Origin of the sequence: Streptomyces sp. NPDC028635 (genome assembly GCF_040637635.1) — a bacterium.
GTDB lineage: Bacteria > Actinomycetota > Actinomycetes > Streptomycetales > Streptomycetaceae > Streptomyces.
Window position 1 is genome coordinate 47,897 of the sequence record NZ_JBEZWX010000010.1, and the last position, 26,755, is coordinate 74,651.

Here is a 26,755-nt window from a genome sequence, read left to right on the forward strand (position 1 = left end):
ACCCGCACCCGCACCGCCTCGACGACGAACGCAAGGACCCGGATGACACCGCTGCGCCGCCGCCTGCTCATACTCCTCGCGGCGGTGCTGCTGCTCGCCGGCCTCGGTACCGGTGTCGTCCTGCACGCCGCCGCCCGCGCCGACCGGGCCGACCGGGCGCAGTCGGGCGGCCCCGCCGTCACCGCGGGCACGCCGGCGCTCGACCGCAAGGGCCGCCTGCTGTTCGTGAACGCGGCCGCCGGCCCGCACCGGGGCGCCGTCGCCTCCGTCGCGTCGGCAGATCCCGGGGGCGCGCGGATCGCGGCGGACCTGAAGTGCGTCCGCTTCTACGCGGCGGCCGGCACCGGAGTCTGCCTCCAGTCCGACCCGGGCGTCCTCAAACAGAGCAACCGCGCCCTGATCCTGGACTCCCGCCTGCGCACCCTGCGCACCTTCCCGCTCGCGGGCACCCCGAGCCGGGCCCGGGTCTCGCCCAGCGGCCGCTTCGCCGCCTGGACGGTCTTCGTCTCCGGCGAGTCGTACTCGTCGGCCTTCTTCTCCACCCGCACCTCCGTGCTGGACACCCGCACGATGCGGCTGACGCCCAGCCTGGAGACGTTCTCCGTGGTCAAGGACGGCAAGCCGTACCACGCATCGGACGTCAATTTCTGGGGTGTCACGTTCGCCGCCGACGACGACACCTTCTACGCGACGCTGAACACCGGCGGCCACACCCACCTGGTCCGCGGGTCCCTCTCCCGGCGTACGGTGACCACCCTGGCGGAGAACGTCGAGTGCCCGTCGCTCTCCCCCGACGGGACCCGGGTCGCCTACAAGAAGAGGGTCCTGTCCGGTGCCTCGCTCTGGCACGAGTACGTCCTCGACCTCCGCACACTGCGCCAGACGCCGCTCGCCGAACGCCACAGCGTCGACGACCAGGCCACGTGGCTCGACGACCGTACGCTCGCCTACGCCCTGCCCGCCGACGGCAAGGTGGGCGGCAGCGATCTGTGGAGCGTGCCGGCGGACGGCACGGGAACACCTCGCCTGCTGATCGCGGGAGCCTCGTCCCCGGCGCCGCTGTAGCCTGCGGCGCTCCGGTGGGGCTCGCTGGAGGGGCGCGGACCGGGGAGCTTCGGTACGTTTCCGGTATGGGCATCGATGTCGACGCGTTCCTCCGTCGTCTGGCTCAAGAGCTCAGACCGCGAGCGGTGGAGTCGGCCGACCTGCTGCTGCGACGCCTGAGCGTCGACATGCCCGAGCTGTGGGAGCACGAGGAGATCGCCGACCTCGCGCTCGAGGAGACGGCCGGACACATCACCAGGTTCCTGGACGTGCTCGAAGGGCGCATCGACGTGACGGAGGTCCAGGCACCGCCGGAGGCGCTCGAGGTCGCCCGCGAGTCCGCCCGGCGCGGGGTGCCGGTCAGCCAGCTGCTGCGCTCCTACCGCCTCGGGCACATGATCCTGATCCAGCTCTTCCAGGGCGAGGCCGCCCGGCTCACCGACGACTGGGAGCTGATGAGCGCGGCGGCCATGCGGTTGATGGGGGCGGCCTTCGCCTACGTCGACCGGGGCTCCGAGCAGGTCGTCACGGCCTACCAGGAGGAACGCGACCGGCGGGTGCAGCGCCGGCTGCTGCTGGCCAACGAGGCGAGCCGGCGGATCGGCACGTCGCTCGACACCGCCCGTACCGCCCAGGAGCTGGCGGAGTTCGGCACGGACGACTTCGCCGACCTGGTCACCGTCGACCTCCTCGACTCCCTCCTCCACGACGGCGACGCCCATCCGCCGGCTCCCCCGGGACGTTCGCCGGTGCTGCGTCGTATCGGCCAGCGGTCGGCGCTGGACGACGACGCGGACCTGCCGGTCGCCACCGGACGGACGCACACCTACCCGGCGGAGTCGGAACCGGCGCGCGCGCTGGCCTCGGGACAGCCGGGCCTGAGCGGTGCCACGGTGGCCGCCGCCACCCACCACTCGGCGCTGCTCCTCCCGCTGCGGGCCCGCGGCAACACCCTGGGCCTCGCCCAGTTCCTCCGCCGTGCCACCGCGGTGCCCTTCGACGACGACGACCTTCTGCTGGCCCAGGAGATCGCGGCGCTGGCGGCGGTGTCCATCGACAACGCCCGCCGGTACAGCCAGGAGCGCGCCACCGCGCTCACCCTCCAGCGCAGCCTGCTGCCGCAGCGCGCCGTGGAGCAGGCGGCCGTCGACACGGCGTCCCGCTACCTGCCGAGCGGCGCGCGGGCCGGCGTCGGCGGTGACTGGTACGACGTGATCCCGCTGTCCGGGGCGCGCGTCGCCCTCGTCGTCGGCGACGTCGTGGGCCGCGGTCTGCACGCAGCCGCCACCATGGGCCGCCTGCGCACGGCCGTCCAGTCGTTCGCCGACATCGATCTGATGCCCGACGAACTCCTCACGCACCTCGACGACGTGGTCATCCGCCTGCAACGCGAGGACGCGCGCCACGACGGCGAGTTGAGCGCCACGTGCTTGTACGCGGTCTACGACCCGGTGTCCCGGCTGTGCACGCTGGCCAGCGCCGGCCATGTGGCGCCCGCGGTGGCGACTCCCCCCGAGGCCCGGGGGCTTGACGCGACATGGTCGGTCGACTTCCCCGACATGGAGATCGGGCCGCCCCTGGGGCTGGGCGGACTCCCCTTCGAGACGGCGCAGTTCGAGCTGGCGGAGGGCAGCCTGCTCACTCTGTACACCGACGGTCTCATCCAGAGCCGTGACCGTGACGTCGACTCCGCGCGCGCCGCGCTGTGCGACGCCCTCACCGATGGGCCGGACACACCGGAGGAGATCTGCGACCGGCTGCTCGCCGCCGTGCTGCCCACCGACCGCTCCGACGACGTCGCCCTGCTGGTGGCGCGGACCCGGGCCCTGGATCCGGGCCACGTCACCACGCTCGACCTGCCCCAGCACGCGGCGGCCGTCGCCGGCGCCCGCCGTCACACCTCCGAGACGCTCACCGCCTGGGGCCTCGAGGAGCTGTCCTTCGCCACCGAGCTGATCGTCAGCGAGCTGGTCACCAACGCGATCCGCTACGGCAGGAGCCCGATCCAGCTGCGGCTGATCCTTCAGTCCACGCTGACCTGCGAGGTCTTCGACGCGAACAGCACCTCGCCGCACCTGCGCCACGCCCGCACCTTCGACGAGGGCGGGCGCGGGCTGCTGCTGGTGGCCCAGCTCGCCGACCGCTGGGGCACCCGGCACAGCCGCGAGGGCAAGGTCATCTGGGCGGAACAGAGACTGCCGGCCGAGACGGACGGCTTGCCGTGACGACGGCGGACGCGTCCACGCCGACGACCGCTGCCGGACCGCCCGACGGGGCGGTGGGCCGGGCCGCCCGGTGAAGCGGTAGGGCGGGCCGCCCGATGGCGCGGTGCTTCGGGCCGCCCGATGAAGCGGTAGGCCGGGCCGCCCGATGCGGCGGTGGGCCGGGCCAGTTGGCCGGCGGTCATCATGGGCGCGCCGCTCGCCGGCTTCGCGGCGGCGCCGCGCCGGGCGGCCCTGCCGGGAATCCTCGCCCCGTCGCTGCGCGGCTGATCCGCCGGCGGACGTGTGCCGCCGTACACTGCTGCCCCGCCGCGATCGCGTTCGAGGGAGTGTGCTGGTGCGTTCCTGGCTCTCCGAACGCCGGCGCGCGGCGGTGAGTACGTCTGCGGCGGCGGTCGTGCTCGTCGTCGCCCTGGTGCTGAACAGCCGGTCGCCGTGGATCTCCGGGGCGGACGTCGGCGTACTGGTGATGTTCGTGTACCTCGCCACGTATCTGACCGTCACGATGGTGGCCTTCGCGTCCGCCGCTCCGGAGCAGATCCGTACCTGGGCCGACCGTTCCACGCGGGGCACCGTGCTGCAGCGCTACGTGTTCGGTACGGCGCCCGGTCCGGGGGTCTCGCTCTTCATCGGGGCCTGCGCGCTGGTGGTGGCGGTGGTGTGGCGGCCGGGCCACCTCGGCTCGGCGCTGCCCGCGGGCGTGCGGGTGGTGGCGACGCTGGCCCTGGTGGTGTGCGCCTGGGTCTGCGTGATGCTGTCGTTCGCGGTCGCCTTCCACGCCGACAACCTGGTGGAGGAGGGGCGGGCGCTTCAGTTCCCCGGCGAGGCCACCCCGGCCTGGGCGGACTACGTGTACTTCGCCCTGTCGGTCATGACGACGTTCGGCACGACCGACGTCGACGTGACGTCCCGGGAGATGCGCCGGACGGTGGCGGCGAACGCGGTCATCGCCTTCGTCTTCAACACGGTCACGGTGGCGAACCTGGTGGCCGCACTCACCTAGGGCGCCTCCGTCGCGTCCCCGTGGGCCCGGGCGGCGGCGATCAGGGCATCCATGACCCGCATGTCGGTTCCGGCCTCCGGATGCCACTGCACACCGACGGCGAACCCGCCGGGCCCCGGCAGTTCGACGGCTTCCACGGTGCCGTCCTCGGCATGGCAGCTCGCCGTCAGGCCGTCGGCCAGCCGGTCCAGGGCCTGGTGGTGGTAGGTCGGCACCGTGACCGCCTCGGGGAGCGCCGCGGCCAGCAGGGTGCCCGGCACCGGCTTGACCACGTGGCGCGCGAACTCCCCGGGCGGGCCGCAGTGGCCGCCGTGTCCGACCACGTCCGGCAGATGCTGCACGAGCGTGCCGCCGAGGGCCACGTTGAGCAGCTGCATGCCCCGGCAGACGCCGAGCAGCGGCGTCCCCCGGTCCAGCGCGGCCTCGATCAGGGCGAGTTCCCAGGCGTCGCGCCGCTCATGGGCGGGGCCGGTGCGCGGGTGGCGCTCGGCGCCGTAGCGGACGGGGTCGACGTCGGGGCCGCCCGCGACGACCAGGCCGTCCAGGCGGGCGACGGTCTCCTCGGCGGCTCCCGGGTCGTCCGGCGGCAGCAGGACCGCCAGGCCGCCGCAGCGCTGCACCAACTGGTGGTAGCCGGCCGGGAGCACGGCGGCGGGCAGGTCCCACACGCCCCAGCGCACGGAGGACTCGAGGTAGGTGCTGATGCCGATGAGGGGCGTGGGCACGGGTTCTTTCCTTCCGGGCGTCGGGCGGGGTCAGTCGCGTTCGAGTTCGGCCTCGGCGGCCGCCAGCGCGGCGAACTCCTCCTCGGGGGCGGAGGCGACCAGACGCTGCCGACTGTAGAGGGCGAAGTAGGCGAGGGCGACCGCGTACACGGCCAGCGCGATCAGTGCGGCGGTCTTGTCCACCAGGAAGGTCGCGGCGAGCGCGGCGCACGCCAGGACGAGGGCCACCGAGGAGGTCACGACCCCGCCCGGCGTGCGGTACGGCCGCGGCAGATCCGGTTCGCGGCGGCGCAGCACCAGGTGGGAGAGCGCCATCAGGGCGTAGGAGATGGTCGCGCCGAACACGGCGACGTTGAGCATGCGGGCGCCGTCGCCGGTCGCGGCGGCGAGCGCGAAGCCGAGCGCGCCGGGCACCAGCAGGCCGAGGTAGGGCGCCTTGCGGCGGCTGGTCAGGGACAGGAAGCGGGGCAGGTAGCCGGCCCGGGAGAGGGCGAACAGCTGCCGGGAGCCCGCGTAGATGAGGGAGAAGAAGGAGGCGACGAGCCCGGCGAGCCCCGCGTAGTTCACGAACCGGCTCAGCGCGGTGGGCCCGTCGTCCCCTTCCAGTGCCGCGACCAGCGGATTGCCGGCGTCCTTGATCGCCGCGGAGCCGTGCGCCCCGGTGGCGGCGAGGAAGGTGACCAGCGCCAGGACGAGGAGGATGCCGATGGACAGGGCCATGGCTCTCGGCAGGGAGCGCGCCGGGTCCTTGGTCTCCTCGGCGGCCAGCGGTACCCCTTCGACGCCGAGGAAGAACCACATCCCGAAGGGGAAGGCGGCCCAGATGCCGAGGAGTCCGTACGGCAGCCAGGAGTTCGCGGCGAAGGCCGTGTGGTCGACGGGGATGTCGTCGAGCCGGCCGGCGTCGAAGTGGGTGAGGGCGCCGACGGCGAAGACGATCAGCGCGGCGACCGCGATGCCGGTGACGACGAAGCTGAAGCGCAGCGCCTCGCCGACGCCCCACAGGTGGATGCCGATGAACAGGGCGAAGCAGGCGAGGTACACGGGCCAGCCGGAGGTCAGCCCGAACAGGTGCAGGGACTCGACGTAGTCGCCGATGAAGATGGCGATGGCGGCCGGGGCGAGCACGTACTCGATGAGGATCGCGGTGCCGGTGAGGAACCCGCCCCAGGGGCCGAGCGCCCGCCGGGCGAAGCCGTAGCCACCGCCGGCCGTGGGCAGCACTGCGGCCATCTCGGCCTGCGAGAAGACCAGGCAGGTGTACATCACGCCCATCAGCAGGGCGGCGGCGGCCAGCCCGCCGAACCCTGCCTCGGCGAGGCCGAAGTTCCAGCCGGCGTAGTCGCCGGAGACGACGTAGGCCACGCCGAGGCCGGTCAGCAGGAGCCAGCCGGCGCTGCCCCGGCGCAGGGTGCGCCGCTCAAGATAGGCGTCGTCCGGCGACGGAGGCGCCGTGGGGGAAGAGGGTGTCACGCGTGCGTCGGTGCCCTCGGTCATGGGCCGCTCCCTACCTCGAAGAAAGGTACGGGTGCACACCTTTGCGGTCCGACGTGCGGAGCGCAAGACCCTCAACCTCTTCCCTTTCAAAGGTCTGTGTGCGTACCTTAGGGCCTCATTCGCATCGACAGGAGGCTGTTCCCGTGGCTGACCGTACGCCCCCGCTCAGCGTCGACGACCTGGTGACACTCGTCGACACCGGGGAGATCCACACTGTCGTCCTCGCCTTCACCGACATGCAGGGAAGGCTCCAGGGCAAGCGGTTCGCCGCGCGCTTCTTCCTCGACGAGGTCCTCCGCAACGGCACCGAGGGCTGCAACTACCTGCTCGCGGTGGACACCGACATGAACACCGTCGGCGGCTACACCATGTCCTCCTGGGAGCGCGGCTACGGCGACTTCGCGATGCACGCCGACCCGGCGACCCTGCGCCGCACGCCGTGGGACGCCGGCACCGCGCTGCTGCTCGCCGACCTGGCCTGGCACGACGGCTCCCCGGTGGTGGCCTCCCCGCGGCAGATCCTGCGCCGCCAGCTGGACCGGCTCGCCGAGCACGGCTGGACCGCGTACGCGGGCACCGAGCTGGAGTTCATGGTGTTCAAGGACACCTACGAGGCGGCCTGGTCGCGCGGCTACCGCGACATGACCCCCGCCAACCAGTACAACGTCGACTACTCGCTGCTCGGCACCGCCCGCGTCGAGCCGCTGCTGGCCCGCATCCGCAACGAGATGGGCGCCGCCGGGCTGACCGTGGAGTCCGCCAAGGGCGAGTGCAACCTCGGGCAGCACGAGATCGCCTTCCGCTACGACGAGGCCCTGACCACCTGCGACCAGCACAGCATCTACAAGACCGGCGCCAAGACCATCGCCGCGCAGGAGGGCGTGTCCCTCACCTTCATGGCCAAGTGGGACGAGCGCGAGGGCAACTCCTGTCACATCCACCTCTCGCTGCGCGACGAGGCCGGCCGTCCCGTCCTCGCGGGCGACGGGCCGTACGGGATGTCTGTGCTGATGGAGCACTTCCTGGCCGGGCAGCTGGCCGCGATGCGCGACTTCACCCTGCTGTACGCGCCGAACATCAACTCCTACAAGCGGTTCCGCCCCGGCTCCTTCGCGCCGACGGCCGTCGCCTGGGGCCCCGACAACCGCACCTGCGCGCTGCGGGTGATCGGCCACGGCCCCGGGCACCGCATGGAGAACCGGCTGCCCGGCGGGGACGTGAACCCGTATCTGGCGGTCGCCGGCATGGTCGCGGCCGGGCTGTACGGCGTCGAGCACGAACTGGCGCTGCCCGAGGCGTGCACCGGCAACGCGTACACGGGCGATGCCCGGCACGTGCCCGGCACCCTGCGGGAGGCCGCCGAGCTGTGGCAGTCCTCCCCGATCGCGCGGGCCGCCTTCGGCGACGAGGTGGTCGAGCACTACCTGAACATGGCCCGCGTCGAGCTGGACGCCTTCGACTCCGCCGTCACCGACTGGGAGCGTTTCCGTTCCTTCGAGCGCATGTGAGGAACCCCTTGTCCGAACACCCCGCCCCCGAAGAGCCCTTCGAGCACGAGATCATCAACCCGGCGACCGAGGAGACCGTCGCCACCGTCCCGGCCACGAGCGCGGCGGAGGTCGCCGAGGCCGTCGCCCGCGCGGCGCGCGCCCAGAGCGCCTGGGCCGCCCTCGCGCCCGGAGAGCGGGCCCGGCTGCTGCGCCGCTTCGCCGCCGTCATCGACGACCATCTCGAGCAACTGGCGAGGCTGGAGGTCCTCGAGGCGGGCCACCCGATCGGCAACGCCCGCTGGGAGGCCGGCAACGCCCGCGACCTGTTCGACTACGCGGCCGGTGGCGTCGAGCGGCTGACGGGCAGCCAGATCCCGGTGGCGGGCGGCCTGAACGTCACCTTCCACGAGCCGCTCGGGGTGGTGGCGGTGATCGCGCCGTGGAACTTCCCGATGCCGATCGCCTGCTGGGGCGCGGCCCCGGCGCTGGCCGCGGGCAACGCCGTACTGCTGAAGCCCGCCGAGACGACCCCGCTGACGGCGATGCGGCTGGCCCGGCTCGCGCTGGAGGCCGGCCTGCCCGAGGGACTGTTCCAGGTGCTGCCGGGCGCCGGCCCGGTCACCGGCGCCGCCCTCGTCGAACACCCGGGCGTCGCCAAGGTGGTGTTCACCGGCTCCACCGCCGTCGGCAAACAGGTCCTGGCGAAGGGTTCGGCGCAGCTCAAGCGGGTGACCCTCGAACTCGGCGGCAAGAGCCCGAACATCGTCTTCGCCGACGCCGACCTGGAGCGGGCCGCGGCCGCCGCGCCCGGCTCCTTCCTCGACAACACCGGCCAGGACTGCTGCGCCCGCAGCCGCATCCTCGTCCAGCGCGAGGTGTACGACCGCTTCCTGGAACTGCTCGAACCGGCCGTGAAGGCCTGGCGGGTGGGCGATCCCGCGGATCCCGGCACCCAGATGGGGCCGCTGATCTCCGCCGCCCAGCGCGAGCGGGTGCGCTCCTACGTCCCCGACGGCGCCCCCGTCGTCATCCGCGGCGAGGCGCCCGACGGCAAGGGCTTCTGGTACCCGGCGACGGTCCTCGAAGGACGTCCGGACGACCCGGCGGCCGTCGAGGAGGTCTTCGGCCCCGTCGCCGTCGTCCTGCCCTTCGACGACGAGGCGGACGCCGTACGCCTGGCCAACGCGACCGATTACGGCCTGTCCGGCTCCCTGTGGACCCGGGACGTGGGTCGCGCGATCCGCGTCTCGCGGGCGGTCGCCGCCGGGAACCTGTCCGTCAACTCCCACTCCAGCGTCCGCTACTGGACCCCGTTCGGCGGGTTCAAGCAGTCCGGCATCGGCCGGGAACTGGGTCCCGACGCCCTCACCGCCTTCACCGAGACCAAGAACGTCTTCATCAGCACCGAGGAGAACCGACCGTGACCGAGTCCGCCATCTGCCGCCGCCTGGTCGGCCGTACCGCCGTCGTCACCGGAGCCGGCAGCGGCATCGGCCTGGCCACCGTGCGCCGTCTCGCCTCCGAGGGCGCGAACGTCGTGTGCGCCGACATCGACGCGGCTGCCGGCAAGGCCGCCGCCGACGAGGTCGGCGGGCTGTTCGTGCAGGTCGACGTCACCGACCCGGAGCAGGTCGAGGCGCTGTTCAAGACGGCGTACGACACCTACGGCAGCGTCGATGTCGCCTTCAACAACGCGGGCATCTCGCCGCCCGACGACGACTCCATCCTGGAGACCGGCCTGGAGGCGTGGAAGCGCGTGCAGGAGGTCAACCTCACCTCCGTCTACCTGTGCTGCAAGGCGGCCCTGCCGTACATGCGCCGCCAGGGCAGGGGCTCCATCATCAACACCGCGTCCTTCGTGGCCGTCATGGGTGCGGCGACCTCGCAGATCAGCTACACCGCCTCCAAGGGCGGCGTGCTCGCCATGTCCCGCGAACTCGGCGTGCAGTTCGCCCGCGAGGGCATCCGCGTCAACGCGCTGTGCCCGGGACCCGTCAACACCCCGCTGCTGAAGGAGCTGTTCGCCAAGGACCCCGAGCGGGCCGCGCGCCGCCTGGTGCACATCCCGGTCGGCCGGTTCGCCGAGCCGGAGGAGATGGCGGCCGCCGTCGCCTTCCTCGCCAGCGACGACTCCTCCTTCGTCAACGCCGCCGAGTTCCTGGTCGACGGCGGTATCGCGGGCGCGTACGTCACCCCGCTGTAGGCCCCGCCCCGCCCGCACGGCCGCCGGCCCGCTCTGGAGGGCCGGCGGCCCCGTGAACTTCTCCCCCTACACCCCGTACACCCCGTACTCCACCGCCCCGGTGTCGGCCGTCATGCTGGGGCTCGGACCGGATCGCCGGCGGGCCGGAGGGCTCCTACGTCTGCTACGACTTCTGAGCCGCGCGGGGCGGACCGTGCCCGTGCGCCAGGACCGGTCACGGGGATCGGGACGGCACGCGGGGGCCGGTGCTCCGTCAGGACGGTTCTGCCGTGCCGGAGCAGTGGGACCCGGTGTACTCGCGGGGGCTGTGAAAGACTGACGTGTTTTCCGTGCCTGTTCGGGCGCGGGCGAGACGACGTACAGCGAGTGGAGAAGCAGTCATGACCAACGTCCGCCTTTCGACGACGATGGGCGACATCGTCCTCAGCCTCGACGATGCCAAGGCCCCGAAGACGGTCGAGAACTTCCTGGAGTACCTGAACAGCGGCCACTACGCAGGAACGATCTTCCACCGGGTCATCAACGGTTTCATGATCCAGGGCGGTGGCCACGGCACCGACATGCGCATCAAGCCCGCCCCGCGCACGGTGGAGAACGAGGCGAAGAACGGCCTGAAGAACGTCAAGTACAGCGTCGCCATGGCGCGGACGTCCGCTCCGCACTCGGCCAGCGCGCAGTTCTTCATCAACGTCAGCGACAACGACTTCCTGAACTACCCGGGCCAGGACGGCTGGGGTTACGCGGTCTTCGGCAAGGTCGTCGAGGGCCAGGACGTCGTCGACGCGATCGCGCAGGTCCCGACGGGTGCGCAGGACGTGCCCAAGGAGCAGGTCGTGATCAACTCCGCCGAGGTCGTGCAGGCCTGAGCCACGGCGGCTCTCAGTACGGCCGGCCGGGCGCCGGGTCCTCCTCGAGCAGGGGGCGCAAGGCGCCCAGCACGGCACCCACGCACACGTTGCGCAGTTCGGCGCGGGTGCACGTCGGCTCGGTCAGCCAGTCCACGCACAGCACCTGGACGAAGACCAGCCAGCTCTTCAGCACGCCGGAGACCGCCTGCCGGGTGCCCGCGTCGGCGACCGGCAGGACACCGAGCAGACGCTCGCGCAGGGCGTCCAGCTCGCCGGTGATGATCGTCTGGATCAGCCGGTCGCCGGCCAGGACCCGGTTCGCCGCCAGGACGGTGTTGCGGTTCTCCGCGAAGTACGCGATGTGCACGTCCAGGCCCTGGGCCAGCTGGTCCGCCAGGCCGTCGGCGGGATCGAGCCGGGTCAGGTCGAGCAGCCGGTCGGCGACCTGCCGGTAGAGCGCGGCGAACAGGTCCCGCTTGCTCGGGAAGTACCGGTACAGCAGCGCGCGGGAGACGCCCGCGCGCTCGGCCACGTCCTCCATCAGCACCTCGTCGTAGGGGCGCTCGGCGAACTGCCGGGCGGCGACGGCAAGGAGCTCGGCCCTGCGTTCGTCGGGGGTCAGGCGGCGGCGAGGCGGCATGGGCGGCATGTTACTTGACATGTGTCTACTGGTGGCGCCTACCCTGGACGCGTTACTGGACGTGTGTCTACTAAGCGACGGGGGCATCGGCATGACGAGAGTCGGAGTGCTGCGGGGACTGGCGTGGGCCATGGGGTACGCGTGCGTGGCCATCGGTCTCTTCCATGTGCTGCTCGGGAACGCCGCGATCCCAGGCGCCGGTTCGGCCGGGCCGACCGTCGACAGCTTCGGGCGGTTCATGGGCGCGATCTTCGCCGGGTACGGGCTGGCCTGGCTGTGGGCGGTACGGCAGTCCCCCGTCCCGGCGGCCGCGGTGCGGGTGCTCACCGCCGTGTTCCTGCTCGGTGGGGCCGCCCGGCTGCTGTCCCTCGCCGTCGAGGGCCGGCCGCAGTGGTTCCAGCTGCTGCTGGCGGCCGTGGAACTGGGGCTGTCCCCGCTGCTGTGGTGGCTGGCGGACAGCGAGGAGAAGACGGCGGTCACCGCCTGCGGGCCGAGTGCCGGGAAGGCGACCGACAGCGCCTGAGGGCCAAGCGCCCGAAGGCGACGATCACGGCCTGAGAGCCAAGCGCCCGGAAGGCGACGGTCACGGCATGAGAGCCAAGCGCCCGGAAGGCGACGGTCACGGCATGACCCCCGAGTGCCGGGCGCGCCGGATTCGGGGCAGCGCGGACCGGTGACCCGGGGCAGTGCGGACCGGTGACCCGGGTGCGGGGCGGCCCGGTCGCGGCCCCCGGGCGCTCTGCGAGAATGGACGGCCGGTTTACCGAGCGCCGCAGACCGGCGGTGCTCGTCTCGTCCTTGGAGAGCACGCACGGTGTCCCGACAGCACGGAAGCCCCTCCCCCGCCGGGGGCCGCAAGCGCCCCGCCCCGTCCGCCCGCCGGGGCGGATCCGACACGGCGGGCGGCGGGCGCGGCGGACGCCGACGGCCGCAGGCACCGTCGTCCCAGGAGGCGGCGCGCGCCGAGGAGGGGGCGCCCGCCGGCGGTGGCCGCCCGCTGCCCGCGCCACGCCGGGCGGACCTGCAGGCCGACTGCGCGTCGTGCTTCGGTCTGTGCTGCGTCGCGCTGCCCTTCGCCCGCTCCGCCGACTTCGCGGCCGACAAACCGGCCGGGAAGGCGTGCGGGAACCTCCAGGCGGACTTCCGCTGCGGGATCCACAGCGACCTGCGGGAGCGGGGCTATCCGGGCTGCACCGTCTTCGACTGCTTCGGCGCGGGCCAGAAGGTCTCCCAGGTCACCTTCGGCGGCACGGACTGGCGGGGCGCGCCGGGTACGTCGGGGGCCATGTTCGCGGTCTTCCCGGTGATGCGGCAGCTGCACGAGCTGCTGTGGTACGTCACCGAGGCGCTCGGCCTCGCGGCGGCCCGGCCCGTCCACCGGGACCTGCGGCGCGCGTCGGGCCGTATCGAGGAACTCACCCGGGGCAGCGCCGAGGAGATCCGCGCGGTGGACGTGAACGCGCTGCGCGGCGAGGTGAACGAGCTGCTGCTGCGGGCGAGCGAGCTGACCCGGAGCGGGCTGCCCGGCCGGCGCCGCAATCACCGCGGGGCGGATCTGATGGGCGCCCGGCTGGCCGGTGCCGATCTGCGGGGTGCCAGTCTGCGCGGCGCGCTGCTGATCGCGGCCGACCTCCGGCGCGCCGACCTGCGCTCGGCCGACCTGATCGGCGCGGACCTGCGCGACGCGGACCTCTGCGGCGCCGACCTCTCGGACGCGCTCTTCGTCACCCAGGCCCAGCTGAACGCGGCCAGGGGCGACGCGTCGACGGTCCTGCCGGCGGGACTGGAGCGGCCCGGGCACTGGTGACGCCGGGCACTGGTGACGCCGGGCACCGGCGCCGGTGTCCGGCCAGGCGCACGGCCGGGTCTTTGCCGTGAGCCCGGCGGGATGGCGCCCGGCGGCGGTGAGTTCGGCCGTTCGGTGCACCGGAGATGCGGCGGGCGAGCGGGCGCTGTTGACTGAAGTCACCGGCACCGCAGCGCACTCCACGACTCCGGCCGGGCCGCGTCCGGAACCCCGAGACGGATCGCGGTCCGGCCGGTGCTCCGCGCCCGGCCGGGTCGCGGAGCCCGCCCCTGAGGCCGCCCTCACGCCACGGGCTCTCCCGCCGGCCGCCCGGCGGCGGCCCCGGCCGCGTCCGGTGTCGGGGCGAACTGCGTCCGGTGCAGTTCGGCGTACCGTCCGCCCGCTGCCAGCAGTTCCTCGTGCGTGCCGCGCTCCACGATGCGGCCCCCCTCCACCACCAGGATCACGTCGGCCGTGCGCACGGTGGACAGCCGGTGGGCGATGACGACGGCCGTGCGGTCGGCGAGGGCCTCGGTCAGCGCCTCCTGCACGGCCGCCTCCGAGGTGTTGTCGAGGTGGGCGGTGGCCTCGTCGAGGATGACGACGCGCTGGCGGGCGAGCAGCAGCCGGGCGATCGTCATGCGCTGGCGTTCGCCGCCGGAGAGCCGGTAGCCGCGCTCGCCGACGACCGTGTCCAGGCCGTCGGGCAGGGAACGGACGAGGTCGTCCAGGCGGGCCCGGCGCAGCGCGTCCCACAGGTCCTCGTCGCTGGCCTCGGGGCGGGCGAGCAGCAGGTTGGCGCGGACGCTGTCGTGGAAGAGGTGGCCGTCCTGGGTGACCATGCCGACGGCCGAGTGCAGTGAGCGGAAGGTCAGGTCGCGCACGTCGACACCGCCGACTCTCACCGCGCCCGCGTCCGTGTCGTACAGCCGCGGCAGCAGTTGGGCGATGGTCGACTTGCCGGCGCCGGAGGAACCGACGAGGGCGACGGTCTGCCCGGGTTCGGCGCGGAAGGAGACGCCGCGCAGGACCTCCGTTCCGCCGCGGGTGTCGAGGGCGGACACCTCCTCCAGGGAGGCGAGGGAGACCTGGTCGGCGGCCGGGTAGGCGAAGCGGACGTCGTCGAACTCGACGCCGACCGGTCCGTCGGGCAGCTCACGGGCGTCCGGCTGCTCCTCGATGAGCGGCTTCAGGTCGAGCACCTCGAAGACCCGCTCGAAGCTGACCAGCGCGCTCATCACCTCCACCCGGGCCCCGGCGAGCGCGGTGAGCGGCGCGTACAGCCGGGTCAGCAGCAGCGCGAGGGAGACGACGGCGCCCGCCTCGAGGGTGCCGCGCAGGGCGTAGAAGCCGCCGAGGCCGTAGACCAGGGCGAGGGCGAGGGCGGAGACCAGGGTCAGGGCGGTGATGAACGCGGACTGGGCGGTGGCGGTGCGGATGCCGATGTCGGCGACCCGCCGGGCACGCAGCGCGAACTGCGCCGACTCCTCGTCGGGCCGCCCGAACAGTTTGATCAGGGTGGCGCCGGGGGCGGAGAAGCGTTCCGTCATCCGCGTGCCCATCGCCGCGTTGAGCGTGGCGGCCTCCCGCTGCATGCGGGCCATGCGGCTGCCCATCCGCCGGGCCGGGATCACGAACACCGGCAGCAGCACCAGCGCGAGCAGGGTGATCTGCCAGGACAGCGTCAGCATGACCGCGAGGGTGAGCAGCAGCGTGACCAGGTTGCTGACCACGCCGGACAGCGTGTTGCTGAAGGCGCGCTGGGCGCCGATGACGTCGTTGTTGAGCCGGGAGACCAGCGCTCCCGTACGGGTCCGTGTGAAGAACGCGACCGGCATGCGCTGCACATGATCGAACACAGCCGTCCGCAGATCGAGGATGAGTCCCTCGCCGAGCGTGGCCGACAGCCGCCGCGAGAGGATGCCCAGCGCGGCCTCGGCGACCGCGATGAGCGCGATGAGCAGGGCGAGGCGTACGACGTGGCCGGCCTCGCCGCCCGACACGATCGAGTCGACGACGCGTCCGGCGAGGATCGGGGTGGCCACGGCGAGCAGCGCGGTCCCCACTCCGAGCACCACGAACGCGGCGATGCGCCGGCGGTGCGGGCGGGCGAAGCCGCCGATGCGGCGCAGCGTCGCGGGGTCGAAGGGGCGCCGCTCCTGCTGAGCGGTCATGACGCTGTGCAGCTGCGTCCAGGCGGTGGTTTCCATGCTCATGGACAGAAACGTAGAACCTCAATCATCGTTGAGGTCAATGTCCGCCGTCCGTCCCCCCGTTCGAAGGATCCGATGACCGTACGCAATGTGCCGTCCCCGCTTCCGCAACCCGCCGTTGGCGCGGTGCGGAGAACCTCTCCCGATGTGACCGCAGTCCCCCTCCCCCCGCTGCCCCAGGGACGACTCCCCCGTCGCGTCCCCGTCCGGCAGGTGCTGTGTCTGCTCCCGCTCCTGCTCGTCGCCGTCGTCGCCGTACGGCACCGCGCCACGCTCACCGAAGGGCTCGGCCAGTTGCGCACCGCCGAGTGGCCGTGGCTGCTCGCCGCGGCCGGCGCGACCTGTCTGACCTGGGTGGCGGCCTCGTTCACCCGGCAGGGCGCGCTCGTCGAACGGCTGCCCCGGCGGCGGCTGCTGGCCACCCAGTTCGCGGCCGGCGCCGCCAACCATCTGCTGCCCACGGGGCTTGGCGCGAGCGCGGTCAATCTGCGCTTCATGACCGTGTGCGGGGTGCCGCTGGCCCGCTCGTCGTCGGCACTCGCGCTGTACATGCTCGCCGAGTGCGTGGGACGGCTCGTCCTGCTGTCGGCGCTGCTGCTCGCCTTCCCGGGGGCCCTGCACCCCGGCACCCTGCTGCCCGACGGCGCGTTGCTGCCGCTGCTGGCGGCCGCCGCCGTGCTCGTGCTGGCGGCGGGCGCGGTGCTGGTCTGCGTCCGGCGGCTGCGCACGGCCGTGTGCGGCTTCCTGCGCACCGCGCTCGGCGAGGCCCGCGACGTGCACACGCGCCCCGCCCGCGCCCTGGCGCTGTGGGGCGGCTCGCTGGCCTTCCCGGCGCTGCAGGCGTCGGGTCTGGTCCTGGTCGGGCAGGCGCTGGACCTTCCTGTGTCGCCCGCGCACATCGCGGTGGCCTATCTCGCGGCGACCGTGGCGGTGGCGCTGGTGCCCACGCCGGGCGGGGTCGGCTCGGTGGAGGCCGCGCTGGTGGTGGCCCTGGTCGCGGCGGGCGGCCCGGCGGCCGTGGCGACGGCGGTGGTGCTGGCCTACCGGATCCTCACCGTGTGGCTGCCCCTCCTGCCGGGCGCGCTCACACTCGGTGCGCTGGTCCGCCTGAAGGTGATCTGAGACCCGGCGACCCGCGAGTAACCTGCGGGCGTCGCCGTACAGCGTCGCCCAGAAGGGGTGTTGTCATGCCGGTCCGCGTCGAACGACGAGATCACGTCACCACGGTCGTCCTGTCCCGTCCGCAGGCGCGCAACGCCGTGGACGGGCCGACGGCCGCCGAACTGGCCGCGGCGTTCCGGGCCTTCGAGGCGGACGACGAGGCGCGGGTGGCGGTGCTGTGGGGCGAGGGCGGCACGTTCTGTGCGGGCGCCGACCTGAAGGCGATGGGCGGGGAGCGCGGCAACCGGGTCTCCGAGGACGGGGACGGGCCGATGGGGCCGACCCGGATGCGGCTGTCGAAGCCGGTGATCGCCGCCGTCGCCGGGCACGCGGTGGCGGGCGGACTCGAGCTGGCGCTGTGGTGCGATCTGCGGATCGCCGAGGAGGAAGCGGTGTTCGGCGTGTTCTGCCGCCGCTGGGGCGTGCCGCTGATCGACGGCGGCACGGTACGGCTGCCCCGGCTGATCGGCACCGGCCGCGCACTGGACATGATCCTCACCGGCCGCCCGGTCCCCGCCCGCGAGGCGTACGAGATGGGGCTGGCCACGCGTGTGGTCCCCACCGGCACCGCACGCGCCGCCGCGGAGGAGCTGGCCGCCGTCCTGGCCCGTTTCCCCCAGGACTGCCTGCGCTCCGACCGCGCGGCGGTCCTGGACCAGGAGGGACTGGACGAGGGCGAGGCGCTGCGTGCCGAACTCGCCCACGGAACAGGGGTGCTGGAGCAGGCGATGAAAGGTGCCGGCCGGTTCGCGTCGGGCGCGGGACGGCACGGGGCGTTCGACGCGGACTGACTGCGCCGCCGCGAAACCACGGAACGCCCCTCGAGCGTGATCGCGGCCGGGCCCGTTCAGGAGGCGCCGCGGTAGCCGCCGTCCACGCGGATCGCGGTGACGCCGCTGATGTACCGGCCGCCGCAGCGGTCCTGGGGCAGGACCAGTTGCGGTCCGGCCCGGTCGAGCGGCGCGCCGTCCGCCGCGACCGCGAGCAGCACGGGGGCCCGCCCGAAGTCCGGGTCGATCTCGGCCCAGGACAGCAGGACACGGTGGCCGTCGGCGCCGGTCAGGGCGATGAGGAAACGCAGCCGGTCCTTGCGGCGGGCCGGGTCGAACCCGGGGCCGGCGTCGGACAGCACGTCGTAGAGCAGCGGGCCCTCGAACGTGTGGTCCTGCATACCGCTGGTGGCGCATGCGAAGCCGACCCGCGCCGCGTGCAGCGGCCAGGCGTGCAGATCGGGCACGGTGATCCGGGCCGGACGCGCGAGATCCCCGCTCAGCACGACCTCGGCGACCGGCCCGGCCGCGGCGACGTCCGGTTCCGTCATGGATGGGCTCATGGCGTACCACCTCCCGGGGGACCGTACCCGCACGGCGGTGCGAGGGAAACGCAGATGCCATCCAAAGGAGGTGTCAGCAGTCGCTTGTGCGATGCGACAAGGGGCCGATATCGCGTATGTGCGGTGACGGTGCCCGGATCCCCGGGCGCGGCACGGCGGGATGCCGTACCGCGGCCGTCGCCCGACGCCGGGGCGCCGGGGCGCCGGGGCGCCGGGGCGCCGGGGCGCCGAGGGGCTCACCTGGCCGAAGATGTCCGCATGAACCGAGAGACGGATGAGGTACGCGCCGCGATCGCCGGCGAGCTGCGCCTCATGGACCCCGACGTGCGCGGCTCACGCTCGCTCGCCCAGGAGCTCCTGGACCCGGACTTCGTGGAGGTCGGCGCGTCCGGGCGGCGGTGGACGTACGAGGAGATGCTCGCCGCGCTGCCCGAGATGGACGGTGCGGCAGCAAGCGGTCCCCGCTACGAGCCCTCGCACTTCCGCGGCGTCCTGCTGGCCCCCGGGCTGGTACACCTCACCTACGAGACCACGCTGAACGGAAACCGGGCGCGGCGCAGTTCGCTCTGGCGCCGGCGGGGCGCGGACGGAACCTGGCAGATGTACTACCACCAGGCCACACCCGTCCCGCTCGACGGCGTATGACCGCGCGGGCCGGTCGGTGAGGGGCGCTCGCACCGGCCGCCCGGTTTCGAACTGCTGTCTTTCATGCGGCAGGATGAGCGCTCGTGCCGCGCTCTGACGCCCCGTCGGACGTGTGCGGCGCGCATCCCCGACACGAGCAGTTCGAGCAGGTGACCACGTGACGAGACTTCACATCCCGCCATCGGCCCCGGGCGCCGGTGACCGTCCTCGCGGAGGCGGCCGGTGAACCGCGCGCTGACCCTGGACGACCTGGTGCTGGCCGGTATCGCCCTGGCGGCGGGCCTGCTGGCGGCCTTCTTCTCGCGCACGCTGCTGCGCTGGCTGGCCAAGCACGCCAAACGGACCAAGTGGAGCGGCGACGACGTCGTCGTGGACGCGCTGCGCACGGTGGTGCCGTGGGCGGCCATCGCGGGCGGAGCCGCGTCGGCGGCGGCCGTGCTGCCGCTGACGCGGGCCGTGCAGCGGACGGTCAACCAGTCCTTGACGGTGTGGCTGATCCTGGTCGTCACCCTGTCGGCGGCCCGGGTGATCGGCGGGCTGGTGAGCGCGGTCACCCAGTCGCGCTCCGGCGTCGCCGGGTCCGCGACGATCTTCGTGAACATCACCCGGGTGCTGGTCCTGGCGATCGGCTTCCTGGTGGTGCTGCAGACCCTCGGCATCTCCATCGCGCCCCTGCTCACGGCCCTCGGCGTGGGCGGTCTGGCCGTGGCGCTGGCACTGCAGGACACGCTCGCGAACCTCTTCGCCGGCATCCACATCCTCGCCTCCAAGACCGTGCAGGTCGGCGACTACATCCGGCTCAGCAGCGGGGAGGAGGGCTACGTCGAGGACATCAACTGGCGGCAGACGACCGTGCGGGCGCTGTCCAACAACCTCGTCGTCATACCGAACGGCCAGCTGGCCAAGACCAACATGACCAACTTCTCCCGGCCCGAGCAGGAGCTGACGATCCTGGTGCAGGTCGGGGTGGCCTACGACAGCGACCTGGACCATGTGGAGCGGGTGACCAACGAGGTGATCGCGGAGGTCATGACCGAGATCACCGGCGCGTTGCCGGATCACGAGCCGACGATCCGCTTCCACACCTTCGGCGACTCCCGGATCGGCTTCACGGTGATCCTGGGCGTCGGCGAGTTCAGCGACCAGTACCGGATCAAGCACGAGTTCATCAAGCGCCTGCACAAGCGCTACCGCGCGGAGGGCATCCACATCCCGGCCCCGGCGCGCACGGTGACCGTCCGGGGGGCGACCGCGGCGATTCCGCACCAGCGCACGGCCGGGGACGCGCCGTCGGCGTTCCAGCCGACGGAATAGAAGCGCCCGGAAGGGGGGCGGGGAACCGCGCGACGGGCCACACCTGAGGGGGCGGGGCCGCGCGACCAGCCACGCCCCGTCCGCGGACGCCGACGGCCCGCAGCCCCACCCCGCTCGGCGCACGCCGCCCGCTCAGCGCCTACGCTCGAAGGGACATGCTCCCGGCACCCGACCCCCGTGTGATCGACCAGCGGCTGGCAGTGCTCGCGCGCCAGCCGTTCCGGTCGAAGTTCCACCTGCGCGGCCGTGACCGCGCCACCGCCGAGCTGAAGGGCCCGGCGACGATCCGCCGGCACGCCCACGACCTGATCGGGAAGCGCCTCGCGCCGGCCGAGCCGTACAAGGACGGCAAGCAGACGCCGTACCGCGGTCACCCCGTGTTCGTCGCCCAGCACGCGACGGCGACCTGCTGCCGCACCTGCCTCCAGCGCTGGCACGGGATCCCCAAGGGCCGTGAGCTGAGCCACGCCGAGCGGGACTACGTGGTGGAGGTGATCTGCCGGTGGATCGGGCGCGAGATGACCGGCGGTACCGGCCCGGACACGGTCCGCCGCCACTGAGCCGCGCGGACGCGGCCGGGCCGCGCGCGGCTCGCCGGCGGCGCCGATTCCGGCCAGGACCCTTGTCGAGCCGGACCGGATCACGAGATATCTTGATGTCGAGCAATGTTGCAGACGTGGAGCGGAGCACCCGGTGACTGACTCGACCATCATCTATACGCACACTGACGAGGCCCCGGCCCTGGCGACGTATTCCTTCCTGCCGGTGGTCCAGGCGTACGCCTCGCAGGCCGGTGTCGATGTGAAGACCCGCGACATCTCGCTGGCCGGGCGCATCATCGCCGTGTTCCCGGAGTACCTCACCGAGGACCAGCGCATCCCGGACGCGCTGACCGAGCTGGGCGAGCTGGCCAAGACGCCGGCCGCGAACATCATCAAGCTGCCGAACATCTCGGCGTCCATCCCGCAGCTCAAGGCCGCGATCGCCGAGCTGCAGGGGCAGGGCTACGCGCTGCCGAACTACCCGGACGAGCCGAAGACCGACGAGGAGCGCGAGATCCGCGCCCGCTACGACAAGATCAAGGGTTCCGCCGTGAACCCGGTCCTGCGTGAGGGCAACTCCGACCGCCGCGCCCCCGCCTCCGTCAAGAACTACGCCAAGACCCACCCGCACCGCATGGGCGCCTGGTCCGCCGAGTCCAAGACCGATGTGGCGACGATGGGCGAGAACGACTTCCGCTCCACCGAGAAGTCCGTGATCGTCGAGCAGGACGGCACGCTCAAGATCGAGCACGTCGCCGCCGACGGCACCACCACCGTGCTGCGCGAGTCCGTACCCGTGCTGGCCGGCGAGGTCGTCGACGCGTCGGTGCTGCGCGTCGCGAAGCTGCGCGAGTTCCTCGCCGCGCAGGTCGCCCGCGCCAAGGCCGAGGGTGTGCTGTTCTCCGTGCACCTGAAGGCCACGATGATGAAGGTCTCCGACCCGATCATCTTCGGCCACGTGGTGCGCACCTTCTTCCCGAAGACCTTCGAGAAGTACGGTGAGAAGCTCGCCGCCGCGGGTCTGACCCCGAACGACGGTCTCGGCGGCATCCTCAAGGGCCTGGACGCCCTCCCCGAGGGCGACGAGATCAAGGCCTCCTTCGACGCCGAGCTGGCCGAGGGCCCCGAGCTGGCCATGGTCGACTCCGACAAGGGCATCACCAACCTGCACGTCCCGTCCGACGTGATCATCGACGCCTCGATGCCGGCGATGATCCGCACCTCCGGCCACATGTGGGGCGCCGACGGCCAGGAGCACGACGCGCTCGCCGTCATCCCGGACTCCTCCTACGCCGGCGTGTACCAGGCCGTCATCGAGGACTGCAAGGCCAACGGCGCGTTCGACCCGTCCACCATGGGCTCGGTGCCGAACGTCGGCCTGATGGCGCAGAAGGCCGAGGAGTACGGCTCCCACGACAAGACCTTCGAGGTCGCGGCCGCCGGCACGGTCCGCGTCCTGGACGCCTCCGGTGCCGTTCTGATCGAGCAGAGCGTCGAGGCCGGTGACATCTTCCGCGCCTGCCAGACCAAGGACGCGCCGATCAAGGACTGGGTGAAGCTCGCCGTCACCCGCGCCCGCGCCACCGGCGACCCGGCCGTGTTCTGGCTGGACGAGAACCGCGCCCACGACGCCAACCTGATCGCCAAGGTCGAGCAGTACCTGCCGGAGCACGACACCGAGGGCCTGGACATCCGCATCCTGTCCCCCGTCGAGGCCACCAAGCTGTCGGTGGAGCGCATCCGCCGCGGCGAGAACACCATCTCGGTGACCGGCAACGTGCTGCGTGACTACCTCACCGACCTGTTCCCGATCCTGGAGCTGGGCACCAGCGCCAAGATGCTGTCGGTCGTCCCGCTGATGGCGGGCGGCGGCCTGTTCGAGACCGGCGCCGGCGGCTCCGCGCCCAAGCACGTGCAGCAGCTGGTCAAGGAGAACTACCTGCGCTGGGACTCCCTGGGCGAGTTCTTCGCCCTGGTCCCGTCCTTCGAGCAGTACGCCGAGGCCACCGGCAACACCCGCGCCAAGGTCCTCGCCGACACCCTCGACCGCGCCACCGCGACCTTCCTCAACGAGGACAAGTCCCCGACCCGGCGCGTCGGCGGCATCGACAACCGCGGCAGCCACTTCTACCTGTCCCTGTACTGGGCGCAGGAGCTGGCGCGGCAGAGCGACGACGCCGAGCTGGCCAAGGCCTTCCAGCCGCTGGCGGAGACGCTCGCCGCGAACGAGCAGAAGATCGTCGACGAGCTGAACGCCGTCCAGGGCAAGCCGGTCGACATCGGCGGCTACTACCAGCCCGACCCGGCCAAGGCCGCCGCGGTGATGCGCCCGTCGGCCACCTGGAACGAGGCCCTGGCGTCCCTGAGCTGAACGCCCACCTTGCTCCGGGCCCGGCGCCGGTGATCCGACCGGCCCGGGAAAGCACCTCCGCCCCGACCGCGCACCGCCCGGCCGGGGCGGAGGTGCGTTCCGGGGCGGGGTGCGTGCCCGCTGTGGCACCTTGATCACGCACCCCGTCCCCGACCGAACCCCGGGAGCCGCGCCATGACCCCAGCCGAGCCGACCTTCGAGCTGCCGGCTCTCGAGGAGGTGCCCTTCGAGCTGCTGCCCGGAGCGGCCACCTCGCCCGTGCTCCTGCATGTGCCGCACTCGGCGCGGGAGATACCGGGCGAGGTGCGCGCCGGGATCGTGCTCGGCGATCCCGCGCTGGAGCGGGAGCTGGACCACATCACCGACGCGCACACCGCCGGGATCGCCGACGAGGCGGCCCGGCTCGCCGGGGTGACGCCGTGGCGGTTCGTCAACCGGCTGTCGCGGCTGGTCGTCGATCCGGAGAGGTTCCCGGACGAGCGGGAGGAGATGGCGGCCGTCGGCATGGGGGCCGTGTACACGCGGACCACGCACCGGGAGGTGCTGCGGCCCGGCGGCCACGACCCGGAGCCGCTGCTGGAGCGGTACTTCCGGCCCTACGCGCGGGCCATGACCGAGGCCGTCGCACAGCGGCTCGACGCCGTCGGCCGGGTCGTGATCGTCGACGTGCACTCGTATCCGAGCGCGCCGCTGCCGTACGAGCTGCACGGCACGGGCCCGCGCCCGCCGGTGTGCCTGGGCACGGACGCCTTCCACACCCCGCCCGCGCTGCTGGAGGCGGCACGGGAGGCGTTCGCGGGGTGCGGGGAGACCGGGCTGGACAGCCCGTTCAGCGGGACGTACGTGCCGTTGGACTTCTACGGCCGCGAGCCGCGGGTCGGCGCGCTGATGGTGGAGATCCGCCGGGACACCTACATGAGCGAGCCGGGCGGACCGGCCGGGCCGGGGCTCGGCAGGCTGGCCGCTGCCCTGGCCCGTCTCGTGGACGCCGTCTCCGGCTGACCCACGGCCGGCCCCCGCTCAGGCGCGCAGCCACTCCGTGACGATCACCTCGCCGCCGGTCCGCAGCCGCAGGGCGAACGGCCCGGCGGGCGGCGCGGCGGAGCTGAAGCGGCCCATCGTGTCGGCCGTCAGCGCCGCCCCGGCGTGCGGCCCGGTCAGCACCTCCACTCCCGCCGGCTGCGGCGGCAGCACCTGCCCGTACAGCCCCTCGGCGCCCACTTCGACGTCGACCGTCAGCTCGCCCGCCTGGAAGGTCAGCATCCGCGGCACGTCCGTCGCCCCGCGCACCGGCAGCGCGTCGGTCAGCGAGTCGAAGGTCAGCTCCGCGATGCGGGCGTCGAGGTCGTGCAGGGCGTACGCCTCGACGGCGATCGCGCTCAGCACGGCCGGCAGCGGGTCCAGTACGTCCGCGGCCGCCCGCAACTCCCCCTCCAGCCGGTCCAGTTCCTCGTCCCCGCCCGGCCCGAGGCCGAGGCCGTCATCGCCCACCGGCCCGAAGTCGCCGTCCACCGGGCCCAAGTCGCCGTCCACCGGCCCGAGGCCGTCGTCGTCCTTCACCGCACCCCCCGTGCGTCCAGTCGGGCCCGCAGCCGGCGCAGGCAGCGCTGGCGCAGCGGGCCGATGCTGCCCACGGCGATGCCGAGCGCCGCGGAGACCTCCTGATAGCTGGGCGGCGGCGAGGCCATCAGCACCCGCAGCAGCCCCTGGCACCGCTCCCCGAGCGCCCCCAGTTCCCGCCGCAGCCGGCGGATGCGCTCGCTCTCGGCGGCCGCCTCCTCCGCCTCCAGCAGCGACTGTTCCGGCGTGTGCTCCTCACTCGCCCGGTCCAGCAGGTGCGGGTCGTCGGTCAGGGTCAGCCGTCGCAGACTCCTGATCACCTTCAGCGACTCGTGCCGCGCGGTGCTGGCCAGCCACGCCCCCGCCTTGTCGGGTTCGCGCAACCGCCCCAGATGCTGGGCGAAGCGGAACCACACGGTCTGGTAGACCTCGTGCGCGTCGGCGTCCGAGAGCCGGTGCGCGCGCACCACCGACCAGACCAGCGGGCTGAGCCCTTCCACCAGCGCCTTCCAGGCCGCGCCGTCACCGTCGACGGCGGACCGGACCAGCGTGCCGACCTCTGCACGGTCCACGACTGCCCCACCCCTCGTGTACGGCACGTCATGGTACGCCGTAGGGAGTGCGGCCCCGCGCGTCATGACGCCGGGGCGGCCGCCGGACGCCAGGTGGGCGGCCGCAGCGCCGGCACGTGCGCCCCGCGGACCTCGGCGAACTCCCGGTTGCCGGCGAGCAGTCGGGACCGGGCGGCGCGCGGGTCGCTCTCCTGGTGGGCGCTCATGTACGCGGCCACGAGCCCGGCGGCCACCGGGGTGGCGAAGGAGGTGCCGCTCCAGTGCGCGAGGCCCTCGAACATCACCTGGTCCGGCTTGGCGCTCGTGTCCCCGTCGTCGCTGAGCAGTCCGCTGTGGCTCGGCGTGGTGCAGGTGCAGGCGTAGGTGAAGCCGTAGCGGCAGGCGTCGTAGGTGGAGTGGTGGTAGACGTACGGCACGGGCCCGGTGAAGCCGGTGAACGTGCTGGTGAGGCGCTCGCCCGGCGCGTAGGCCCGCACCCAGGGGCCGTGGTTGGTGAAGCAGGCGCCGAACTCGCCGTCGGCGCGCAGCGCGCCGACGCTCAGCACCGCGTCCTCGAAGCCGGGCACGGTGGCGTAGGCGGCGGGCCAGAACGGGCTGGCGCTGGAGTTGTTGCCGGCCGCGGCCACCAGCAGGGTGCGCTGCTCGCGCAGTCGGCGCATGAAGGCGTCGAGGCCGAGGAGGCCGTCGGTGCGGCCGTTGGAGGTGCCGGCCGACAGGCTCAGGATGTCGGGCCAGCCGTGCCGGTCGACGGCGTCGAAGAGCCGGTCGCCGAACTCGGACTCCAGGATGGCGCCGGCGTCGTTGAGGGTGCCGAGGACGGTGATGTCGGTGCTCGGCGCGACGGCCGCGAGCAGCCCGGCGATGAAGGTGCCGTGGCCCATGTACTGGCGCAGGACGCCCGACTCGTCGGTCTCCTGGGGGTGCAGGTCGCCCCGGGTGCGGGCGAGCAGCGGGTGGGCGCGGTAGTCGTGGCTGAGGCCGTTGTCGATCACCAGCACGCCCACGGTCCGGTCCGGGTCGTGACCGCCGTCGGCGGGCGCGGGGTTGAGGGGCGCGGCGTGCTCGGCGGGCACGGGCTCGTCGCCCGGGCAGGAGTTCACCGCGATCGACACCACGTGGTTGCGGCTGACCAGCCGGCGTCCGGTGCGGTCCTCGGCCTGCCGCACGGCGCGCAGCGCGTGGCCGACGACGGGGTCGCCGGGGTGGGTCCCCCGCCCGGGGTCGGCGACCTGGACGCGGGTGACGCCGGAGCGGTTGGTCCCGGGGCCCGCGCGCCGCACGTGGTCGGGGTCCAGGCCGTCGGTGGCGGTGAAGTGGGCGCGGACCGCGTCCTCGACGAACGCGGCGTCCTCGCCGTCGCGGACGAGGACCACGCCCCTTTCGAACACGAACTCGGCCGCGTCGTCCGGGCCGAGGGCCAGCGGGACGCCGGGCATGGAACGCTGGATCTGGTCGAACTGCTCGCGGAACCGCTGTGGTGGCATGTCGTGTTCCTCCCCCTCGAGGCGACCGTCGTAGGTGAGAGCCGCCGGGTCGCCGATTGATACAGAGGCACACCGGTGGGGATGCGGTTCCCGGTCGCCTAC

Annotated in this window: 24 protein-coding genes; 16 read left to right on the forward strand and 8 right to left on the reverse strand. The window is 73.1% G+C overall.

Annotated features, from left to right (window positions below; all coding sequences use genetic code 11):
- The first annotated feature begins 42 nt into the window (after positions 1-42).
- The 3 genes from AB0E88_RS13470 (at position 43) to AB0E88_RS13480 (ending at position 4,269) form a co-directional block, all read left to right on the forward strand.
- On the forward strand, positions 43-1,065 hold the full coding sequence (locus AB0E88_RS13470) for a TolB-like translocation protein (protein WP_361629296.1): 1,023 nt from the start codon (positions 43-45) through the stop codon (positions 1,063-1,065).
- 65 nt (positions 1,066-1,130) lie between these two features.
- Complete coding sequence (locus tag AB0E88_RS13475) at positions 1,131-3,269, forward strand: SpoIIE family protein phosphatase (protein WP_361628803.1); 2,139 nt, start codon at positions 1,131-1,133, stop codon at positions 3,267-3,269.
- Positions 3,270-3,603: 334 nt separating this feature from the next.
- Positions 3,604-4,269: a DUF1345 domain-containing protein gene (locus AB0E88_RS13480; protein ID WP_361628806.1), complete on the forward strand. Its 666-nt coding sequence runs from the start codon at positions 3,604-3,606 to the stop codon at positions 4,267-4,269.
- Here the strand turns inward: AB0E88_RS13480 and AB0E88_RS13485 are convergent.
- Both AB0E88_RS13485 and eat read right to left on the reverse strand, forming a co-directional pair.
- Positions 4,266-4,994 (reverse strand): gamma-glutamyl-gamma-aminobutyrate hydrolase family protein, encoded by a 729-nt coding sequence (locus tag AB0E88_RS13485; RefSeq protein WP_361628809.1) that lies wholly within the window; start codon positions 4,992-4,994, stop codon positions 4,266-4,268. The genes AB0E88_RS13480 and AB0E88_RS13485 overlap by 4 nt on opposite strands.
- A 30-nt stretch (positions 4,995-5,024) precedes the next feature.
- On the reverse strand, positions 5,025-6,491 hold the full coding sequence (gene eat / locus AB0E88_RS13490; protein WP_361628812.1) for an ethanolamine permease: 1,467 nt from the start codon (positions 6,489-6,491) through the stop codon (positions 5,025-5,027).
- Positions 6,492-6,634: 143 nt separating this feature from the next.
- Between eat and AB0E88_RS13495 the strand changes: the two genes are divergently transcribed.
- The 4 genes from AB0E88_RS13495 (at position 6,635) to AB0E88_RS13510 (ending at position 11,050) form a co-directional block, all read left to right on the forward strand.
- Entirely contained in the window at positions 6,635-7,999 is a 1,365-nt protein-coding gene (locus AB0E88_RS13495) for a glutamine synthetase family protein (RefSeq protein ID WP_361628815.1), read from the forward strand.
- A gap of 8 nt (positions 8,000-8,007) precedes the next feature.
- Entirely contained in the window at positions 8,008-9,405 is a 1,398-nt protein-coding gene (locus AB0E88_RS13500) for an aldehyde dehydrogenase family protein (protein ID WP_361628818.1), read from the forward strand.
- Positions 9,402-10,184, forward strand: a complete 783-nt coding sequence (locus AB0E88_RS13505; RefSeq protein WP_361628821.1) for a 3-oxoacyl-ACP reductase — start codon at positions 9,402-9,404, stop codon at positions 10,182-10,184. The genes AB0E88_RS13500 and AB0E88_RS13505 overlap by 4 nt, the downstream gene beginning before the upstream one ends.
- Before the next feature lie 380 nt (positions 10,185-10,564).
- On the forward strand, positions 10,565-11,050 hold the full coding sequence (locus tag AB0E88_RS13510) for a peptidylprolyl isomerase (RefSeq protein ID WP_361628824.1): 486 nt from the start codon (positions 10,565-10,567) through the stop codon (positions 11,048-11,050).
- A 13-nt stretch (positions 11,051-11,063) separates the two neighbouring features.
- Here the strand turns inward: AB0E88_RS13510 and AB0E88_RS13515 are convergent, their stop codons facing one another.
- Positions 11,064-11,672 (reverse strand): helix-turn-helix domain-containing protein, encoded by a 609-nt coding sequence (locus tag AB0E88_RS13515; protein WP_361628827.1) that lies wholly within the window; start codon positions 11,670-11,672, stop codon positions 11,064-11,066.
- Positions 11,673-11,763: 91 nt separating this feature from the next.
- Here AB0E88_RS13515 and AB0E88_RS13520 point away from each other — a divergent pair, with 91 nt between their 5' ends.
- Together AB0E88_RS13520 and AB0E88_RS13525 are read left to right on the forward strand one after the other, a co-directional pair.
- On the forward strand, positions 11,764-12,195 hold the full coding sequence (locus AB0E88_RS13520) for a DUF4345 domain-containing protein (RefSeq protein WP_361628830.1): 432 nt from the start codon (positions 11,764-11,766) through the stop codon (positions 12,193-12,195).
- A 474-nt stretch (positions 12,196-12,669) separates the two neighbouring features.
- A complete protein-coding gene (locus tag AB0E88_RS13525) occupies positions 12,670-13,479 on the forward strand; it encodes a pentapeptide repeat-containing protein (protein WP_361629299.1) in 810 nt (269 codons plus the stop codon).
- 281 nt (positions 13,480-13,760) lie between these two features.
- Here the strand turns inward: AB0E88_RS13525 and AB0E88_RS13530 are convergent, their stop codons facing one another.
- On the reverse strand, positions 13,761-15,668 hold the full coding sequence (locus AB0E88_RS13530) for an ABC transporter ATP-binding protein (protein WP_361629302.1): 1,908 nt from the start codon (positions 15,666-15,668) through the stop codon (positions 13,761-13,763).
- A 225-nt stretch (positions 15,669-15,893) separates the two neighbouring features.
- Here AB0E88_RS13530 and AB0E88_RS13535 point away from each other — a divergent pair, with 225 nt between their 5' ends.
- The gene (locus AB0E88_RS13535) at positions 15,894-16,793 is read left to right on the forward strand and encodes a lysylphosphatidylglycerol synthase transmembrane domain-containing protein (RefSeq protein WP_361629305.1); all 900 of its coding nucleotides are present in this window, start codon (positions 15,894-15,896) and stop codon (positions 16,791-16,793) included.
- Positions 16,794-16,858: 65 nt separating this feature from the next.
- Entirely contained in the window at positions 16,859-17,623 is a 765-nt protein-coding gene (locus AB0E88_RS13540) for a crotonase/enoyl-CoA hydratase family protein (RefSeq protein WP_361628833.1), read from the forward strand.
- Between the two features lie 56 nt (positions 17,624-17,679).
- Here AB0E88_RS13540 and AB0E88_RS13545 read toward each other — a convergent pair whose 3' ends face one another.
- A complete protein-coding gene (locus tag AB0E88_RS13545; protein ID WP_361628836.1) occupies positions 17,680-18,165 on the reverse strand; it encodes a hypothetical protein in 486 nt (161 codons plus the stop codon).
- 258 nt (positions 18,166-18,423) lie between these two features.
- Between AB0E88_RS13545 and AB0E88_RS13550 the strand changes: the two genes are divergently transcribed.
- From AB0E88_RS13550 to AB0E88_RS13570, 5 genes are all read left to right on the forward strand, one after another.
- Entirely contained in the window at positions 18,424-18,810 is a 387-nt protein-coding gene (locus AB0E88_RS13550; protein WP_361628839.1) for a DUF4440 domain-containing protein, read from the forward strand.
- A 222-nt stretch (positions 18,811-19,032) separates the two neighbouring features.
- Positions 19,033-20,124: a mechanosensitive ion channel family protein gene (locus AB0E88_RS13555; RefSeq protein ID WP_361628842.1), complete on the forward strand. Its 1,092-nt coding sequence runs from the start codon at positions 19,033-19,035 to the stop codon at positions 20,122-20,124.
- Between the two features lie 155 nt (positions 20,125-20,279).
- Entirely contained in the window at positions 20,280-20,684 is a 405-nt protein-coding gene (locus tag AB0E88_RS13560; protein WP_361628845.1) for a DUF4186 domain-containing protein, read from the forward strand.
- A gap of 133 nt (positions 20,685-20,817) precedes the next feature.
- A complete protein-coding gene (locus AB0E88_RS13565; protein ID WP_361628848.1) occupies positions 20,818-23,037 on the forward strand; it encodes an NADP-dependent isocitrate dehydrogenase in 2,220 nt (739 codons plus the stop codon).
- Positions 23,038-23,211: 174 nt separating this feature from the next.
- Positions 23,212-24,039 (forward strand): N-formylglutamate amidohydrolase, encoded by an 828-nt coding sequence (locus AB0E88_RS13570; protein WP_361628851.1) that lies wholly within the window; start codon positions 23,212-23,214, stop codon positions 24,037-24,039.
- A gap of 18 nt (positions 24,040-24,057) precedes the next feature.
- Here the strand turns inward: AB0E88_RS13570 and AB0E88_RS13575 are convergent, their stop codons facing one another.
- From AB0E88_RS13575 to AB0E88_RS13585, 3 genes are all read right to left on the reverse strand, one after another.
- Positions 24,058-24,528, reverse strand: a complete 471-nt coding sequence (locus AB0E88_RS13575) for a hypothetical protein (protein ID WP_361629308.1) — start codon at positions 24,526-24,528, stop codon at positions 24,058-24,060.
- Positions 24,529-24,593: 65 nt separating this feature from the next.
- Positions 24,594-25,169 (reverse strand): sigma-70 family RNA polymerase sigma factor, encoded by a 576-nt coding sequence (locus AB0E88_RS13580; RefSeq protein ID WP_361628854.1) that lies wholly within the window; start codon positions 25,167-25,169, stop codon positions 24,594-24,596.
- A gap of 62 nt (positions 25,170-25,231) precedes the next feature.
- A complete protein-coding gene (locus AB0E88_RS13585) occupies positions 25,232-26,653 on the reverse strand; it encodes a S8/S53 family peptidase (RefSeq protein WP_361628857.1) in 1,422 nt (473 codons plus the stop codon).
- Positions 26,654-26,755: the final 102 nt, after the last annotated feature.

What these genes read in the sequence shown, in the direction of transcription:
- AB0E88_RS13470 (WP_361629296.1), top strand. Translation starts at nt 43, where the DNA reads ATGACACCGCTGCGCCGCCGCCTGCTCATACTCCTCGCGGCGGTGCTG.
- AB0E88_RS13475 (WP_361628803.1), top strand. Translation starts at nt 1,131, where the DNA reads ATGGGCATCGATGTCGACGCGTTCCTCCGTCGTCTGGCTCAAGAGCTC.
- eat (WP_361628812.1), bottom strand. Translation starts at nt 6,491, where the DNA reads ATGACCGAGGGCACCGACGCACGCGTGACACCCTCTTCCCCCACGGCG.
- AB0E88_RS13510 (WP_361628824.1), top strand. Translation starts at nt 10,565, where the DNA reads ATGACCAACGTCCGCCTTTCGACGACGATGGGCGACATCGTCCTCAGC.
- AB0E88_RS13515 (WP_361628827.1), bottom strand. Translation starts at nt 11,672, where the DNA reads ATGCCGCCTCGCCGCCGCCTGACCCCCGACGAACGCAGGGCCGAGCTC.
- AB0E88_RS13520 (WP_361628830.1), top strand. Translation starts at nt 11,764, where the DNA reads ATGACGAGAGTCGGAGTGCTGCGGGGACTGGCGTGGGCCATGGGGTAC.
- AB0E88_RS13530 (WP_361629302.1), bottom strand. Translation starts at nt 15,668, where the DNA reads ATGGAAACCACCGCCTGGACGCAGCTGCACAGCGTCATGACCGCTCAG.
- AB0E88_RS13540 (WP_361628833.1), top strand. Translation starts at nt 16,859, where the DNA reads ATGCCGGTCCGCGTCGAACGACGAGATCACGTCACCACGGTCGTCCTG.
- AB0E88_RS13545 (WP_361628836.1), bottom strand. Translation starts at nt 18,165, where the DNA reads ATGAGCCCATCCATGACGGAACCGGACGTCGCCGCGGCCGGGCCGGTC.
- AB0E88_RS13550 (WP_361628839.1), top strand. Translation starts at nt 18,424, where the DNA reads ATGAACCGAGAGACGGATGAGGTACGCGCCGCGATCGCCGGCGAGCTG.
- AB0E88_RS13560 (WP_361628845.1), top strand. Translation starts at nt 20,280, where the DNA reads ATGCTCCCGGCACCCGACCCCCGTGTGATCGACCAGCGGCTGGCAGTG.
- AB0E88_RS13570 (WP_361628851.1), top strand. Translation starts at nt 23,212, where the DNA reads ATGACCCCAGCCGAGCCGACCTTCGAGCTGCCGGCTCTCGAGGAGGTG.
- AB0E88_RS13585 (WP_361628857.1), bottom strand. Translation starts at nt 26,653, where the DNA reads ATGCCACCACAGCGGTTCCGCGAGCAGTTCGACCAGATCCAGCGTTCC.